We start from the raw sequence: 16,067 nt of genomic DNA on the forward strand, positions 1-16,067 counted from the left end.
CCCCATTTCGTCATTACCGTTCTACTGTTAATCTATCCTTTTACGCCTCCGGCCGTCAAACCTTCAATGATCTTCTCTTGCAGTATCGCATAGATCACCATGACCGGAACGACGCTGTAGACGATTCCCGCGGACATTTGCGCATAGTTGATGCTGAATGCGTCACGAAAGCCTACCATCCCCACAGGGAGCGTCTTGAGCGAGTCCTCGGACAGAAAGTAATTGGCAAGCAAAAATTCATTCCAGTTGCCAAGGAAATTAACGATAAAGACGGTCACGAGCGCCGGAACAGTAAGCGGCATCACCACTCTGGCAAAGATGCCGGGAGATCTCAGCCCGTCCACGACGGCCGCCTCCTCGATCTCGCTAGGCAGCGATTTCATGAACGCCGTTAAAATCACGACCGAAAAAGGGATAGAATTCGCTGCGTAAGGAATGAGCAATGCCCAGTGTGTATCCAGCAGGTTCGTCGAGCGCATCAGGTTGTATACCGGCAGCAGCAAGGCGTTGCCCGGGATGAGTATGCCAAGAATGATAATCTGAAGCAGCATCGGGCTAAGCTTCGTGAACCTCATCCGGGTAAGCGCGAAGGAGGCCATGGAAGCCATGATAATCGTCGCTACGGCAGCGATGACGGCAATGTACAAGCTGTTCAGGAAGTAAGTGCTGATTTTCGCATTGACCCAGGCTTCCACGTAATTCGACCACTGAAATTCCTTCGGAAATCCGAACGGATTTTTGGCGATCGCCAGATTGTCAGTCTTGACCGACGAGAACAACACGAACAAGAACGGATACAATATGACCAGCAAATAAATCATCAATAGGATATGAGCCAGGCTGCCCTTGAGTTTTTTTGTCATCAATATTCGATCCTTTCCGTTCTTCTCACTACAAGGACTTGATAAAGCGCAGTAATAATAAGTGTAAAAATAAAAATCAAGACCGCGATGCTGTTCCCGTATCCATATTTAAAGCTGGTGATGGAGTGCTTCAGCATATAAGTGGCCATCACCTCAGTGGAGCCAGCTGGTCCGCCCTTGGTCATGACAATAATGATATCCGCCGCCTTCATGGCGCCGGCGATCGACAACATAATGACGACCGACACGATTGGCATGATAAGCGGCATCGTGATCCGCATGGCCCGCTGGAAGCCTGTCGCTCCGTCAATCATCGCCGCTTCATCCAGCTCCTTCGGAATGGAAATAATCGCGGCAAGCACCATGACGATATAGAACCCTGTCCATTGCCAAGCATTCGTGATCAGGATAGAGATCATGGCCCAACTCCGATCAGACAGCCAATAAACTTTTTCGATGCCGAACAGTCCGAGCACATTGTTGAACAGCCCGATATCCGGTTCATAAATGAATCCCCACAAAATGCCGATCACCGCCGTCGACATGACGGAAGGCATAAACACGGCCGTTTTATACAACCCCTTCAGCTTCTTGACGTTCGCGATTAAGAGCGAGAAGAGGATAATCAGCGGAACTTGGATGAAAACAGAAAACAGAATAAAGAAACCGTTATTTCGAACCGATACCCAAAACGCGCTTTGGCTCATGGCCTTCGTATAGTTTACGAACCCGGTGAAGTTGTACGTCTTGGCAATCCCGTTCCAGTCGGTAAAGCTGTAAAATGCGGCATTGATGACGGGATAAATGAAAAATAATAGGATACCGATAAAGGTAGGAATCAGAAACAACGCATACATCAGCGGATTTCTCATCGCCTTATTCATAAAAACCCTCCAGCTTCTTACTTAGTTGCAATGCGGCTATGCTGTGAAAAGGAGCACCACCTGGATTAGCCTGGGGTGCTCCACATGTCAATTTACGCCGTTATTCTCCGGCTGCATTCGCTTCGTCTTGTACTTTTTGCAAGGCGTCAAGCATGGCCTGCGGATCCTGCACGCCTTCGATGACGCGATGGATACCGCTGCTAAGCTCGGTATTAACCTCTGCCTGCACCAAGGCGTCGAACGCTGGCCATTTGTACTCTAGTTCATTCATGCGCAGAATGATTTCCTTAACCAGGTCATTAGCCGCATTGGCCGATAGATCTTCCTCGCTCAAAATCATGGAAGGCAGTAATCCGTCCTCTTTCAGACTTTGCAATTGAATTTCATCGCTGAAAAAGACCTTAATGAACGCTTTGACTGCTTCCAGCTTCTGTGGATCCTCCGCCACCTTCGCGGAGAAGCCATAGCCGTTGTTCGAGTCAACCATCGAGCTGAAGCCGTCTCCTTCATTCAGCGGAGGCATGACGAAGAAGCCAAACTTGCTCTTGCCGTCAGCGCCTACCTCATCGTTGAACACCGAGGAAGCCCAGGAACCGTCGTACATCATGACAGCTTCATCCGTTAGCAGCTGGTTGCGCTGGCTGTTGTAGTCGATGCCGAGCTCACCCTTCTTGAAATAACCCTTCTTCACCCATTCCTGATGCTTGCTCACGGCCTCAACCATTTTCGGATCGTTCCATTTCGATTCCCCGGTCTTGAATCCTGCCGTGAAATCAGCTCCCGCATAGTACGACCACAGATTATTCGTTGTCATGAGTGGTACCCATGCATCCTTAGAGCCTTGGGCGAAAGGAACCTTGCCGTCAGCCTTCACTTTATCGGCAAGCGCTTCCAATTCTGCTAGCGTTTTCGGGACTTCCAGCCCTTTCGCAGCAAAGTACTCTTTATTATAGAAATATCCTTCGATCGATCCGCCCTTTGGCAGGCCGTATATTTTACCATCGTATGTCCAAGGATCCAAGTTGATGAAGCGTTCCTTCAAATTCAACTCTTCCAGAATAGGACCGATGTCGAGAACCAAGCCTTCTTTGGCGTATACGCCGATATCCGGGCTGCCGAAGGCATCAAAAATATCCGGAGGATTGCCAGCGGCCATTTCACTTCTAAGCTTGTCTTTCCGGTTAACCTCGCTGTCCACGCCGTCCAGCTTGAGCGTCAAACCAGGAACCTGCTCTTCGGTCTTCTTCTTAACGGCCTCCAAGCGAGCCAAGCGTTTTTTGTTCGGCTCCCCGATTTCGATGTGGCGCATTTTCAGCTCAAATGGCTCCGTTTTGCTGTTTTGCGGCGCATTCCCGCCATTGGCGCCCGTATTTACCGGCTCCACGGCGTTGTTGCTTTTTCCACAGCCCGCCACCAGAGCACCGGCCACGAAAATCAGACTTAACATCATAATCAGACTTTTTCTCACTGTTTGACCTCCCTAATAAATGAGTAGCATTTCTTTGCACCCTCATTATAAAATAAGGCTTCCGGCCTGTAAGGATGACAAATCCACTATTAGAGGGGATATTTCTATGGACTTCATCACAAGCGCCCGCCGCCCTGCTCAAAGCAAAAAAAAGACGCCCCCAGCCGCGATCAGCCGGTGGAGCGCCTTATTCTTATAACGACTTCATCATTTCGAAACGCCGCTGTTCTTGCGCACGGGGGAGATGAACCAGTAAGCCATGCCCACAAATACAATACCGCCTACCATATTTCCTAATGTCACAGGAATCATGTTATGCAGCCAGCCGGCAATCGAAATGGTTTCCGGATGGTTCGGCAGCAGGACCGAGAGGCTAAGCAATGTCATATTCGCGACGCTATGCTCGTAACCGCTGGCAATGAAGGCAAAGAGGCACCACCAAATCAGCACCAGCTTGGAAATGTCATCCTTGGCCCGGTTCGCCATCCACAGCGCCAGACAGACCAGCCAGTTGCACAATATTCCGCGAAAAAACAGCTCTGATATCGGAGCAGCCATCTTCTTCGCGGAGGCGGCGAAGATCAAATGCTCTGGTCCGGCAGCCTTGAACAAACCTGAACCGACGATGAGCAGGCATAACGCCACCGCTCCCGCCAAGTTGCCAAGGAACACGATCGCCCAGTTCTTCAACGTGTCGCCCGGGGTCGTCCGCTTAGCCAGCGTGCTGATCGTAAAAAACATGTTGTTGCCCGTAAATAGCTCCGAGCCGGCAAATACGACCAAGGTGAGGGCAATCCCGAAGGACGCTCCCATAACGAGCGATTGAATAGGGGATTCCGCTTTGGCCAGCGGAGCTCCGAGACTAAAGATGAGAATGATTCCGAGCCCCACGTAGGCACCGGCGAGCAAGGCGGATACGATGTACCTCGGTAGGCTCTCCCGCATCGCGTCTCTTTTCTTGACTGCCGCTTCAATGATCGCCTCTATATTTTGCGTATACATAACAGTTCTCTCCCCTTTGCTCCCATCTTTCTTATAAAACGCGTGTAGGGTCCTATGCGCTGATCCAGACGCTGCCGTCCTCTATTGTCACCGTATGCACCTTTACCTGTCCAGTGTCCGGGGCTTGAACCAGCCCCGTAGTCAGGTCGATCTTCCAATCGTACAGCGGGTCGTATAAATAATGCCCCGACACGATGCCCTCGGCCAGCGGCCCGCCTTTCGGATGCGGGTTCTTATTCTCCACGGCGTATAAGCGGTCGCCGGAGTCGCGGAATACGGCGATTTGCTCGCCGTTTAATTCCACCACCCGCCCGATCTGCTTCATAAACAGTTCCAGCGTGCCTACATGGTGCATGGTCTCCTGCTTTGCTCCCATATCCATTCTCCTCTCCGATCGTTATCCCTTCATTTCTACGCTGTGGAACATTTTGCTGCGGCTGTCATGATCGTTCAGTATTTTGCTCCATGGCTCTTCCGCCTGCTTCAAGGCAAACTCGACGCGCTCCATCAACGCCTGGCGATTGCCCAAATCGTCGACGACTACAGCCTTGATTTGCGCTAGGCCGATTCGCTCGACCCATTCCGAGGTTCTCTCCAAATAATTGCCCGTCTCCCGATAATATTGAATGACGGCACCGCATACCTCGATCAGCTCCTCATCCGTCTTCACCTTGCAGAGCGAATCTGCCAGGCGGGCCTTGATGCCGCCGTTGCCGCCAATGAAGATTTCCCAGCCTCCGTCGTTGCCGACGATGCCGATATCCTTCGTGCAAGCTTCCGCGCAGTTGCGCGGGCAGCCGTTGACGGCCAATTTGAATTTGGCCGGGTAGTCGATCCGCTCGAACTTGCGTTCCAGCAGCGCTCCCATGCTCATCGAATCCTGGGTGCCGAAGCGGCAGAACTGCGAGCCTACGCAAGTCTTAACGGTACGCAGCGATTTCGCGTAAGCATATCCCGACGGCATGCCGAGTTCTTCCCACACTTTCGGCAGGTCCTCTTTTTTCACGCCAATCAAATCCAAACGCTGCCCGCCGGTCACTTTAACCACCTTAACATCGTATTTCAAAGAGACATCGGCGATTTTCTTCAGATCCTCCGGCGTCGTTACGCCTCCATACATCCGCGGCACAACCGTATACGTTCCGTCCTTCTGAATGTTGGCGTTCATCCGCTCATTCACGAAGCGCGACTCCTTCTCGTCTTCATGGGTGTCCGGGTAGATCATACCCAGGTAGTAATTCAGCGCTGGACGGCACTTCGAGCAGCCTTCCGGCTGATTCCAGCCAAGGACATTCATGACCTCTTTGGTCGTCTGCAGCCCCTTCACTTTGATTTCGGCGACGATTTCGTCGCGGCTCAGCGTGGTGCAGCCGCAGATGCCTTGTTTCGCTGCGGTTTTAAACCCGTCTCCCAGCACATATTGCAGAATTTGTTCGACGACCGGCTTGCAGCCTCCGCACGAACGGGTCGCACCGGTGCAGGCCTTGATCTCATCCACGGTCGTTAAGCCTTGGTTCGTAACCGCATCGACAATATTCCCTTTCGTTACCCCGTTGCAGCCGCATACGATTTCATCGTCGGCCATCGTTTCGACCGAGGCCGATTTTTTTGCTCCCCCACCGCCGCAGCAGCCCGAGCCCATCAACGTATTGTACAGCTCGTCGGTCATAGCGGTTTTTTGCTTGATCAGCTTTTGCAGCTCCGCGGAATCGGTGATATCCCCGTATAGTACGGCGCCAACCATGACGCCCTCTTTGAGCAATATCTTCTTGTACGTGCGCTTCCAGTCATCCTTGCTCGCGATAACCGTATGCTCGGGTCCGTCGATAAACTCGCCGGTCGAGAAAACGTCCACGCCGGAGATTTTCAATTTCGTGGATACGATCGAACCTTCATAGGCGGCGGTTTCTACGGCGCAAATATGCTTGGCCAGCACCATTCCCTGCTCGAAGAGCGGAGCCACGAGGCCGTAACATACACCGCGATGCTCATTGCACTCGCCTACCGAATATACATCCTCCAATGATGTCTGCATGTAATCGTTGACGACGATCCCGCGGTTCACTTCAATACCGCTGTTCTTGGCCACCTCGACGTTCGGCTTGATGCCTACGGCCATCACGACGAAATCCGCGTCCAGCACAGTATCGTCGGTAAAGCGAAGGCCGCTCACTCTCTCGCCGCCAAGCAATTCAACCGTCTGCGCCTGCATTTTGAACTTGATGCCCTGACGTTCCAGCTCTGTGCGCAGCATAAGCGCCGCCTGATGATCGAGCTGCCGCTCCATCAGGTCCTCCATCAAGTGGACGACCGTCACGTCCATGCCCAATTGCACAAGCCCTTTGGCCGCCTCAAGTCCAAGCAGTCCCCCGCCGATGACGGCCGCATTCTTATACGTCTTGGCCGCCTCCAGCATTTGATTGCAGTCCGCAATATCGCGGAAGCCGATGACGCCCTGCTTGTCGCTGCCGGGAATAGGCAAAATAAACGAGTTTGATCCTGTTGCGATAATAACCTTGTCATAAGGAACCCGCATTCCCTCTTCCGTCACTACTTCCTTGTGGGATTCGTCGATTTGTACGACTTTGGTTCCCGTGTGCAGCGTAATACCGTTATCGGCATACCATTGCCAGTCATTAAGCACGATATCGTCGATCGTCTTGCTTCCCTCAAGTACATAGGAGAGCATGATGCGATTGTAGTTCGGATGCGGCTCGCTGCCAAATACCGTAATTTCGAATTGTGTTGTCAGCTTTAGAATTTGTTCGACTGTACTGATTCCGGCCATCCCGTTACCGATAACGACCAGTTTGGGTTTATGAGTATTCATATCGAGGAATGCCTCCTTCTTAACTAGAGCCTTCGGTTTCCCATTCATGATGTAATTATATAATTAAAATTTAAATGACATTGTGATTACATTCACATTAATTGTGAATATTATCACAAAAACTGTCACATTTTTCTTGCGTCCCCGCTTGCATCTTGCATTTCGCGAAGATTGCCTCTGCTGAAACTTTTGGCGGTATCTTCGCGAAATGGGACACCTCAATGAAGAACAAGATATCCAGATTAAATTCTGATCAGCTCCAACTGCACATGATCATGCGGGTTAAGGCGCATTTCCAAACCGTTCTCTTTAAGCTCTTTACTATTTACCTTTAAAATCCACACCTCATGCATGCCTGGCTGTTGTCCATTAACTGCGATAATCTGCTTGTTGTTCAAATTGAATGTGACGATTCCGCTCATTCTCAGCAAGTCCCTTACCGTAATGTTATCTTCATACCGTTTCACGTAATGCAGCCGTTCCCCGCCGCCGGCGACGCCGTGATTCACCGTTAAAATAAGCGCTCCCTGTTCTGTCAGATCCGCTTCGCTGCTCACCGTCTTGACATAGATGAGAATAACGTCGCCCTTCTTCAGCTTTGTGTTCCAGTCCTCCGGCTTCAGATCCTTCTTGTTTAATTGGACGCCCCATTCCAATGTCGTATCCAGCGCTACGTCCCCGACGGACAAAATCCCCTTGCCTTCATTCATAAGCTGGATCGACTGGCTGCTCTCCAGCGCTTGCCGTACGGTAAGTCCCTCCATATAGTCGAAATGGATACTGCTCGTTACATCCGGGATCAAAGTACTTCCATCTATTTTTAAAGTAATGTCATCATGCTCTTGTTTTTGTTCCACCGGAGCCGGAGGCTCCTCTATAGTCTGCACCGTACAGCCCGTGCCAAGCAGAGTGAGGATTATGGTCATAATCGTAATAATACCCGTTTTGTAGTTCATGTCTGCACCTGCTTTCCGTAAATGCCTAATTGAGTATTCTCTTTCTAGCATAACGGACTCGACTGCAGTTCTCAAACATGAATGTCGGATCAATCCGCTTTACAACGCATATGATAGAACCATAACTAACAGCTTCCTAAACAAAAAAAGGCCCCCCTTATCAGGGCAGCCCGTTCTTAAACAATAGCATGATAACTTTGTTATTCGTTTTTTAGCACATCGTGGTCAACATAGCGTTCGCCATTGAGCTCACTGATTAATTCGATGGCCACTTTAGCTCCGTCGCCTGCGGTAATGATCGTATGGACGCTGACCCCGGCAGCCGTGCCCGCTGCCCATACCCGCGGTTTGCTCGTTCTTCCTGCACCATCCGTCTGGATCACCGTCTTGATCCGCGGCTCTGTGCCATCCTTCAGTTCGAGCCCGATGGAGCTGGCCAAATCGGTCAGGACGCCCGTAGCCAGAATAATATGGGATGCTTCAAAGCTGCGGCCTGACTCCGTCTTTACGGTCACTTTCGAACCGCCATTGGTATCAATGACCGTTACCTTCTCTTCGATGAATTTGGCCCCGAACTTCTCCGCCTGTTCACGTCCAATTTTCAGTAACTCCGGACCGGATATTCCTCCAGCTCCATAATGATTCTCGATCCATGCCCGTTTCGTCATGCTCGTATTGCTGTCAAGCACGAGGGTCTCCTTCCCTGCCTTTGCCAGGAACAAAGCTGCGCTGGCTCCCGCTGGCCCTGCTCCGATCACAATGACCTCAGCCACAAGTACACCCACTTTCGTTATTATTCGTGCCGATCCGTCACAGGTAACGGCACGAAGCTTATTCGATCCACTGCTCGGCCCAGCATTGAACCTCGCCCATGACCGGACCCAATGCCAGCCCTTTTTCCGTCAGCTCGTACTCGATTCTCACCGGCGTCTCCGGATATACATGGCGTACGAGAATACCTTCATTCTCCAGATCCTTCATGCGTTCGGACAGCATTTTATCGCTCATCGACGGGATCAAGTTGGAAATGTCCTTGAACCGCTTCGGCCCGCTCATCAACGAATGGATAATCAGTCCGTTCCAGCGCTTGCCCAAGATCGAGAATGCCGACTCGAACCGCGGACACAACGTATGATGCGCATCTTCCATTGTTCTTCACCTCTCTACCCGAGTGGACTCGGAAAGCCAAAAACTTACGTTTAGTTAGTATATATCAACCTTAACATATTTTCTACACCGTGAACACTGGGATAATATTCGATTATACCGTAAAAAGAGCGCGGAGTGAATCCGCTTTAAGTTCCATTTCTTCATACCTTCCGACTTGTTACAGACCACCTAATAAAAAGCGGCTACCAAGGCGGTAGCCGCTATTTCTAGTATACTGCTTCCTTAACCAATTATACCCACCACATATCGGCGGCGGAATCCTCGATAATGATTCCCTGCAAGTTGCGTGCCGCCTTCGTGAAACCTTCCTCAATTGACATTAACCCGTCTTCATGCTCGATGCTGATTACGTAGTCGTATCCTACCAAGCGAAGAGCGCTGACAATGTCGCTCCATGTCTTAAGATCATGGCCGTATCCGACTGTACGGAACTGCCATGCCCGGTCCATCATTGCCGTGTACGACTGCATATCCGTAATGCCGTGCATATTGACGTTGATCGGATCTACAGAAGTATCCTTGGCATGGAAATGGTGAATCGCTCCGGCCCGGCCCAGAATGGAAATCGCCTGTACCGGGTCAATGCCCTGCCACCACATATGGCTCGGGTCCAGGTTAGCCCCAATTACTTCGCCTGCGGCCTCGCGCAGCCGCAGCAAAGTGCCCGGCGTGTGAACGGAAAATCCGCCATGAAGCTCCAGACCGATTTTTACATTCCGGTCAGCGGCGTATTTTCCCCATTCTGTCCAATAAGGGATCACCTTGTTCTTCCACTGCCAGTCCAGTATTTCCTGATAGTCGTTCGGCCAAGGGGCTACCGGCCAGTTCGGATACTTGGCATCCTCATGGTCGCCCGGACAACCCGAGAATGTGTTTACAACCGGAACTTCCAGCCGCTCTGCCAGCTGTACCGTCTTGACAAACACATCATGAAATTCCTTGGCGATCGCCTTCTGCGGATGCAGCGGATTACCGTGGCAGCTCAGGGCGCTGATGATCATGCCCCGCGATTCCACTGCTTTCTTGAAGCGTTCCAAAGCCGCCTTATCCTCAAGCAGCACGTCCGGATTGCAGTGGGAATTGCCGGGATACCCGCCGGTCCCGATTTCCACAGCTTTCAGCCCTTGCGCTGCGGCCATATCCAGCGCCTCTTCCAATGAACGTCCGCCAAACAGAACGAGAAATACTCCTAGTTTCATGGATGAACCTCCTTAGCCCATTAAATTAGTCAAAATATACCGTTTTGCCAGTTCTCGCGGAGGTGTAGATCGCCTCCAGAATTTCGGTGACCACAAGCGCTTGCTCCGGCTTAACGAGCGGCTCCTTATCCTCAAGAATCGCCTCAACCCAAGCTCTTGCCTCGCGGATGGAATCGGTCTCTACCTCGCCGTCGAAGAAAGCTACGCCGCCGGCGCCCAAGTCAACCTTCGTCTCGTACAAGCGGCTCAGCTTCTCTCCGTTGATCCGCAGGCCGTCCTTCATGTCGGCTCCGCCTTCCGTACCGCAGAGCAGCGTTTTCGCTTCGCCCGTCTCCACCACGTTCAGCGCCCAGCTGGACTCCAGCATGATAGTAGCCCCGTTCTTCATCGTAATGAAGCCAAACGCCGAATCCTCAACCTTGAACTCCTCCGGATTCCAAGGACCGAATGCGTTCGCAGCATTTTCGCGGCTGCCGAGCTTATGGAATACTGAGCCCGTGACGCTTTTCGGCTCATAGTTATCCATCAGCCATAACGTCAGGTCAAGCGCATGCGTGCCGATATCAATGAGTGGACCTCCGCCTTGCTTCTCTTCGTCCAGGAACACGCCCCACGTCGGTACGGCGCGGCGGCGAATGGCCAGCGCTTTCCCCAAGTAGATGTCGCCAAGCTCCCCAGCCTCGCATAGCTGCTTCAAATACAGGCTGTCGCTGCGGAAGCGGTTCTGGTATGCAATACTCAGCTTCTTCCCGGTACGCTTAGCTGTATCGAGCATTTGGCGCGCCTGCTCTGTGGTCTTGGCCATCGGCTTCTCGCACATGACGTGCTTGCCGGATTCCAGCGATGAAACCGTAATCTCAGCATGCGAATCGTTCGGCGTACATACGTGAACGACATCCACGTCTTCCTTCAGCAGCTCGCGGAAGTCCGTAAATACTTTGGCGCCTTCCACGCCGTATTCTGCCGCGGCTTTTTGAGCCCGCTCTTCTATAATATCGCAAAAAGCGACCATTTGAACCTCAGGCAGCTTAGCCAAGCTTGGCAAATGCTTGCCGTTAGCGATTCCTCCACAGCCGACGATGGCTACTTTTAACGTTTTAGACATTGATTTTTCCTCCCTCTTGAACATAACCTTTAATCCATTCCATGCTGACAGCAATGCTGTCCAGCGAATCTCCGGCGCAGTAATCCTGCTCTACGATGATCCATTCCACTCCGTCTGCGGCAGCTGCGTCCGCGATCGCCTTGATATCTACAATTCCCCGGCCCAGTTCCACCGTTTCGGCAGATCCGTCCTCTTTCTTAACGATATCCTTCAAATGCAATAACGGAATTCTGCCGCTGTACTTCGCTATGTACGCCAGCGGATCGAAGCCTGCATAGGTTACCCAGCAGGAGTCCAGTTCAACCTGAAGCAGCTCTGGAGCGACGCGCTCATAGATCGCGTCAAGCACCGGCTGGCCGTCCAGCGTCTCTGTCAACTCGAACTCGTGATTATGATAAAGAAGCACCAGCCCTGCATCAGCACAGCGTTTGCCGATCACTTTCAAATCCTCAATGACCTCAGGCCAACGGTCCCGCGCATCCTCAGCCAGGAAAGGAAAAATAAGATAACGGTTGCCGATCGCTTTGTTGAACGCAATCTCTTCTTCCAGCGCGTTGAGCAGGCGGTCGTACGAGGTATGAGCCCCGATGACGGTTAGCCCCGTCTCCTTCAATAATTCGGATACCTGCCCGGGTGTACGCCCGTAATAACCGGCAAATTCAACGCCTTTATAGCCGAGTTCGGCTACTTTGCGCAGCGTGCCTTCAAAATCCTTCTCCAAATGATCTCTAACCGTGTACAACTGCAATCCTAATTTCGCCATGTTGTCACCTCATATAATAATTGGATTGAATAAAACCATTACCAAGAAGCTGCCTCTTGCCAGGCCTATACAAGTACTGCCTTGTCGGCTGGGCGATAAGCCCCGATCGACTGCAAAGATGAAGCGCTTTCCAGATGAATATGCCTTTCTTCTTTAGATGAGGCGAGGAAAGCATGCATCGCTTCAAGCACATGGTATGCAAGCTTGCCGCTGGCCCGGTGCTCCCGGTTCTCGAGAATCGCTCTGGCCATGTCTTCAATCCCTTTGCCTCTCTCGTTAGCGCCTCCGGCAAAAGCAGGCTCAACAATGCTCCATTCCTCGGAGTCATATCTGCGGATCTTCACCTCGCCGTCAAAGCAGTTCGGATCAGGAACAAGCAATGACCCTTCCGTTCCATATATTTCAATGCGAGGTAGCGTGCTGCCTCCAGGAACGTCGAAGCTCGTGATCATGGTGCCGATAGCCCCGTCCGCAAAATCAAGCGTTCCGCTATAATGCGTCGGAACATGCACGGGAATCCGCGTGCCTGCCCGCGGTCCGGATTTCACAATACGCTCTGGGATCAAGCTTTGCGCCGAGCTGCTGATGCGAGTGATCGGCCCGAGCAAATTGACCAGCGCCGTCAAATAGTAAGGCCCCATGTCAAACATCGGCCCGCCGCCCTCCTGGTAGAAGAAATCCGGGTTTGGATGCCATCCTTCCGGTCCTGCTCCCATCATGAATGCCGAGGCCGCGACCGGACGGCCAATCCGCCCTTCCTGAATCGCCATCCGGCTAGTCTCCAGTCCAGTTCCCAGAAACGTATCGGGAGCACAGCCTACCCTCAGCTGCTTTGCCTCCGCAAGTTCCAGCGTCTGTTTGGCGTCTTCAAGCGATATCGACAGCGGTTTCTCCACATATACATGCTTGCCATGCTCCAGAGCGGCAATGTTGATCGCCGCGTGGGAAGCGGGAATCGTAAGGTTGAGGATCATGTCGATGTCCGGGGACTGCAGCATCTCTTCCACGGAGTATACTTGCTCAATGCCGTATTCCTTGGCACGCTCCTCCGCCTTCTCCAGCAGCAAATCGGCCAATGCCGTCACTTTTACTACATTGCTGTCCTTCAAGTAATTCAAATAGGCTGGGCTGATGTTCCCACATCCGATGATTCCAATTCTCATGGCTGTCATTAGAGTTACCCCCAGAAGCGTTATTGTTGTTTTGCCGTCACTCTATTAACATAGTAATTAAATCGGTTGCAATTTAAAATGAATAATATGATTGAGACATGAACAATCTGCTTATTATTTTTAACGAAGCAATGGAGGACAACGTATGCGACTTCATGATGACTTGCAAATACTGACAGCAGGCTACTCGGTTCACCGCAAGCCGTTCCATATGTCTAATGATGACGGATTAGGCCATTTTCTGATTCGCCTGCAGACGGCCGGCCGGTGCCGAAGCCGTATCAACGGCCAGCTGGAGCTGCTGGAGCCAGGCGATCTGCTGCTGTTCGCTCCTGAGGAACCATATGAGCTAAAAATCGAAGCCGAGCAAAATCAATCCGGTGAATTTACGGTGGATAGCGCAGATTACCATATTTTCCTGTCCGGCGCTTGGGTTGAACGATGGTGGCAGCAAACCAAGCGGCCGCAAAAATTCAAGGTCACCTTGTCCGAGGGCCTCGTCGGCGCCTTCCGGCAGATCATGATGGAGCAGCGCAGAATTTCTAACCCTTCGCCGGAGATCGCGAATTATTACCTGAAAATATTATGCCTGGATATCGACCGCAACCTGCAAGAGCATCAGGTTCTGTCGCCTCAGTCATATCTTGCCCATCGCATCAAGAACTATATCGAGGAGAACGCTTCCTCCCCGTTCAAGCTGGAGGACGTTGCTTCCCACGTCGGCATCAGCGTCTCCCGGGCGGTATTCCTGTTTAAACAGGCATTCGGCACGAGCATCATTCAATACACGCTGGAAATCCGCATTAACATGGCGCGCGAGCGCATCATCTATAGCCCTTTATCTTTAGAGCATGTCGCGGAAAGTTCCGGCTTTCCGAACTACAATTACTTCCACCGCATCTTTCGCAAGCGCTATGGCATGTCGCCCAAAGAGTTTCGCCAGAGCGCCCGGAGCGATGGCTGAATGCATAAACAACGAAACGCCGCCCTGTCCTTCGACAAAGCGGCGTTTTTTCATGTTAGACCGGAGAATTTCCTTGATTCAAGGCTTGTTCGATTTGGCGCTTCTTCTCCTGGTTTTTCTTCACGTAAGATCCAAGCGCTACGATGATGATGATGCAAATAATTTCAAATCCGTATTTGACCCAGCCTGCTGCGAACCAGCCTTCAATGAGCGGCTCTTGGACAAGCATTTTGGCTGCGGTCCATGCCAGCACGGCAGCACCGATCGTAATGACGAACGGGAAACGATCCGTAAGCTTCAGTATCAGCGTGCTTCCCCAGACCATGATAGGAATGGAAATCGCCAGCCCGATAATAACTAGGACGAAATCCCCGTGAGCTGCACCAGCCACGGCCAACACGTTGTCCAGACCCATCATCGTATCGGCGATGATGATCGTCCGGATCGCCGCCCACATTTGGCTGCCTGCATCGATATCATGATCTTTTTCATCCACGAGCAATTTGTACGCAATGTACAGCAGCATCAGACCGCCGGCGAGCCGAAGCCCAGGAATATTGAGCAATTGCAGCACAAGCAGCGTCATGATGACGCGGACGAGAATTGCTCCAACCGTTCCCCAAAGGATTACTTTCTTCTGGTCTTCCTTCTGCACGTTGCGAGCCGCAAGCCCGATCACGATGGCATTGTCGCCTGCAAGAACAAGATCAATCAGCACGATCGACATAAGCGCGGTCCAAAAGTCCAACGAAGTAAAGTCCATTTTTTCTCTCCTTTCTTTTTCTCCCGATGAACTTGTCCCAACAAAAAACGCCGTGCCGGTATTGGGCACGACGCTTAAGCATCAAAAGAGACCTTCACCCAATACACGTGCGGGCAAAGGTCTCGCCAACAACATACAATGTTGTCAATAAAGCCGGGGACAATTCATCCCGTAATGACGACTTTACTGTTACAGCTACTCCCCTTTGGGAACCATACATCCTTATAATGTGATCATTATAGCACGGTCCTGACTCTAGCGCTAGATATCTTGAAAAAAATATGTTTGGTATGATACTTAATGAAAGAGAGGGCCTTGTTCAATGAAAAAATGGTCTGTAGCAATACTGTATGCCGCGTTATTTCTGCTAACTTACATATATCGTCATGAGCTTACAGGATGGATTCAGGGATCGCCCCCAGTCTGGCTGCTGCTGGCGCTCTCCACGCTGCTGGCGCTTTTTCCGGTCATGCCCTATAAGGTCGTGGTCGCCGCGGCGGGTTACGTGATGGGCACCTGGAGCGGCGGAACCATTATTTTAATCGGCTCAACGCTGGCTGGCGCAATCGTCTATGGGGCAGCGGCGCTGTTCCGGGAGTCCGCGGCAAACTGGCTGGCCCGTTACAACAAATTAGAACGGCTGACACAGTTCTCGTCCAGCCGGCCTTTTCGCACGATCGCGATTTGCCGTTTGATCCCGGTTCTGCCCCAGACGGCCGTTAATATTTATGCAGGCGCCACTGGGATGTCCTTCCTCCACTTTATCCTTGGCTCGCTTGTCGGCAAATTACCTGCCGTCTACGTTTATGCTTATGTGGGCTCGACCCTGGAGGAGCGGCCGCTTACTGCGGCGATCATAGCGGTATCCTATTTCGTGATCCTACTGCTTCTGCTGTGGGTTTGGGGATTTCGGCAAAAAAAGATATAA

Annotated in this window: 16 protein-coding genes; 2 read left to right on the forward strand and 14 right to left on the reverse strand. The window is 51.7% G+C overall.

The annotated features are described in order from the left end of the window. Window positions 1-32: 32 nt before the first annotated feature. The 13 genes from ACYUJT_RS12730 to ACYUJT_RS12790 all read right to left on the reverse strand — a co-directional run bounded on the left by ACYUJT_RS12730 (window position 33) and on the right by ACYUJT_RS12790 (window position 13,412). The gene (locus ACYUJT_RS12730) at window positions 33-863 is read right to left on the reverse strand and encodes a carbohydrate ABC transporter permease (RefSeq protein ID WP_460322511.1); all 831 of its coding nucleotides are present in this window, start codon (window positions 861-863) and stop codon (window positions 33-35) included. Beyond that, entirely contained in the window at window positions 863-1,747 is an 885-nt protein-coding gene (locus ACYUJT_RS12735) for a carbohydrate ABC transporter permease (protein WP_460322513.1), read from the reverse strand. The genes ACYUJT_RS12730 and ACYUJT_RS12735 overlap by 1 nt, the downstream gene beginning before the upstream one ends. Window positions 1,748-1,847: 100 nt before the next feature. Further along, on the reverse strand, window positions 1,848-3,215 hold the full coding sequence (locus ACYUJT_RS12740) for an ABC transporter substrate-binding protein (RefSeq protein ID WP_460322516.1): 1,368 nt from the start codon (window positions 3,213-3,215) through the stop codon (window positions 1,848-1,850). A gap of 207 nt (window positions 3,216-3,422) precedes the next feature. Beyond that, entirely contained in the window at window positions 3,423-4,217 is a 795-nt protein-coding gene (locus ACYUJT_RS12745; protein ID WP_460322518.1) for a formate/nitrite transporter family protein, read from the reverse strand. A 52-nt stretch (window positions 4,218-4,269) separates the two neighbouring features. Continuing rightward, the gene (nirD, locus tag ACYUJT_RS12750; protein ID WP_460322520.1) at window positions 4,270-4,593 is read right to left on the reverse strand and encodes a nitrite reductase small subunit NirD; all 324 of its coding nucleotides are present in this window, start codon (window positions 4,591-4,593) and stop codon (window positions 4,270-4,272) included. A 21-nt stretch (window positions 4,594-4,614) separates the two neighbouring features. Then, window positions 4,615-7,047 carry a nitrite reductase large subunit NirB gene (gene nirB, locus ACYUJT_RS12755; RefSeq protein WP_460322522.1) on the reverse strand — a complete coding sequence of 811 codons (2,433 nt, stop codon included), beginning with the start codon at window positions 7,045-7,047 and terminating at the stop codon, window positions 4,615-4,617. Between the two features lie 242 nt (window positions 7,048-7,289). Continuing rightward, window positions 7,290-8,003, reverse strand: a complete 714-nt coding sequence (locus ACYUJT_RS12760) for a hypothetical protein (protein ID WP_460322524.1) — start codon at window positions 8,001-8,003, stop codon at window positions 7,290-7,292. 200 nt (window positions 8,004-8,203) lie between these two features. Continuing rightward, window positions 8,204-8,776, reverse strand: coding sequence for an FAD-dependent oxidoreductase (locus ACYUJT_RS12765; RefSeq protein WP_460322526.1), 573 nt, complete (start codon window positions 8,774-8,776; stop codon window positions 8,204-8,206). Between the two features lie 58 nt (window positions 8,777-8,834). Then, the gene (locus tag ACYUJT_RS12770; protein ID WP_460322529.1) at window positions 8,835-9,152 is read right to left on the reverse strand and encodes a winged helix-turn-helix transcriptional regulator; all 318 of its coding nucleotides are present in this window, start codon (window positions 9,150-9,152) and stop codon (window positions 8,835-8,837) included. A 251-nt stretch (window positions 9,153-9,403) separates the two neighbouring features. Then, complete coding sequence (locus ACYUJT_RS12775; RefSeq protein WP_460322532.1) at window positions 9,404-10,372, reverse strand: sugar phosphate isomerase/epimerase family protein; 969 nt, start codon at window positions 10,370-10,372, stop codon at window positions 9,404-9,406. Window positions 10,373-10,397: 25 nt separating this feature from the next. Next, entirely contained in the window at window positions 10,398-11,477 is a 1,080-nt protein-coding gene (locus ACYUJT_RS12780; RefSeq protein ID WP_460322535.1) for a Gfo/Idh/MocA family protein, read from the reverse strand. After that, on the reverse strand, window positions 11,470-12,240 hold the full coding sequence (locus ACYUJT_RS12785; RefSeq protein WP_460322538.1) for a sugar phosphate isomerase/epimerase family protein: 771 nt from the start codon (window positions 12,238-12,240) through the stop codon (window positions 11,470-11,472). Before ACYUJT_RS12785 ends, ACYUJT_RS12780 begins: the two co-directional genes overlap by 8 nt. 65 nt (window positions 12,241-12,305) lie before the next feature. Further along, window positions 12,306-13,412: a Gfo/Idh/MocA family protein gene (locus tag ACYUJT_RS12790; RefSeq protein ID WP_460322541.1), complete on the reverse strand. Its 1,107-nt coding sequence runs from the start codon at window positions 13,410-13,412 to the stop codon at window positions 12,306-12,308. 145 nt (window positions 13,413-13,557) lie between these two features. Between ACYUJT_RS12790 and ACYUJT_RS12795 the strand changes: the two genes are divergently transcribed. Then, window positions 13,558-14,376, forward strand: a complete 819-nt coding sequence (locus ACYUJT_RS12795) for an AraC family transcriptional regulator (RefSeq protein WP_460322543.1) — start codon at window positions 13,558-13,560, stop codon at window positions 14,374-14,376. Between the two features lie 55 nt (window positions 14,377-14,431). On the opposite strand, the gene ACYUJT_RS12800 is transcribed toward ACYUJT_RS12795, so the two are convergent. After that, window positions 14,432-15,139, reverse strand: a complete 708-nt coding sequence (locus ACYUJT_RS12800; protein ID WP_460322546.1) for a TerC family protein — start codon at window positions 15,137-15,139, stop codon at window positions 14,432-14,434. A 322-nt stretch (window positions 15,140-15,461) separates the two neighbouring features. Here ACYUJT_RS12800 and ACYUJT_RS12805 point away from each other — a divergent pair, with 322 nt between their 5' ends. Then, window positions 15,462-16,067 (forward strand): TVP38/TMEM64 family protein, encoded by a 606-nt coding sequence (locus ACYUJT_RS12805; protein WP_460322548.1) that lies wholly within the window; start codon window positions 15,462-15,464, stop codon window positions 16,065-16,067.

It is taken from the genome of Paenibacillus sp. YSY-4.3 (assembly GCF_054767475.1).

What these genes read in the sequence shown, in the direction of transcription:
- ACYUJT_RS12730 (WP_460322511.1), bottom strand. Translation starts at nt 863, where the DNA reads ATGACAAAAAAACTCAAGGGCAGCCTGGCTCATATCCTATTGATGATT.
- ACYUJT_RS12735 (WP_460322513.1), bottom strand. Translation starts at nt 1,747, where the DNA reads ATGAATAAGGCGATGAGAAATCCGCTGATGTATGCGTTGTTTCTGATT.
- ACYUJT_RS12745 (WP_460322518.1), bottom strand. Translation starts at nt 4,217, where the DNA reads ATGTATACGCAAAATATAGAGGCGATCATTGAAGCGGCAGTCAAGAAA.
- nirD (WP_460322520.1), bottom strand. Translation starts at nt 4,593, where the DNA reads ATGGGAGCAAAGCAGGAGACCATGCACCATGTAGGCACGCTGGAACTG.
- nirB (WP_460322522.1), bottom strand. Translation starts at nt 7,047, where the DNA reads ATGAATACTCATAAACCCAAACTGGTCGTTATCGGTAACGGGATGGCC.
- ACYUJT_RS12760 (WP_460322524.1), bottom strand. Translation starts at nt 8,003, where the DNA reads ATGAACTACAAAACGGGTATTATTACGATTATGACCATAATCCTCACT.
- ACYUJT_RS12770 (WP_460322529.1), bottom strand. Translation starts at nt 9,152, where the DNA reads ATGGAAGATGCGCATCATACGTTGTGTCCGCGGTTCGAGTCGGCATTC.
- ACYUJT_RS12775 (WP_460322532.1), bottom strand. Translation starts at nt 10,372, where the DNA reads ATGAAACTAGGAGTATTTCTCGTTCTGTTTGGCGGACGTTCATTGGAA.
- ACYUJT_RS12780 (WP_460322535.1), bottom strand. Translation starts at nt 11,477, where the DNA reads ATGTCTAAAACGTTAAAAGTAGCCATCGTCGGCTGTGGAGGAATCGCT.
- ACYUJT_RS12785 (WP_460322538.1), bottom strand. Translation starts at nt 12,240, where the DNA reads ATGGCGAAATTAGGATTGCAGTTGTACACGGTTAGAGATCATTTGGAG.
- ACYUJT_RS12790 (WP_460322541.1), bottom strand. Translation starts at nt 13,412, where the DNA reads ATGACAGCCATGAGAATTGGAATCATCGGATGTGGGAACATCAGCCCA.
- ACYUJT_RS12795 (WP_460322543.1), top strand. Translation starts at nt 13,558, where the DNA reads ATGCGACTTCATGATGACTTGCAAATACTGACAGCAGGCTACTCGGTT.
- ACYUJT_RS12800 (WP_460322546.1), bottom strand. Translation starts at nt 15,139, where the DNA reads ATGGACTTTACTTCGTTGGACTTTTGGACCGCGCTTATGTCGATCGTG.
- ACYUJT_RS12805 (WP_460322548.1), top strand. Translation starts at nt 15,462, where the DNA reads ATGAAAAAATGGTCTGTAGCAATACTGTATGCCGCGTTATTTCTGCTA.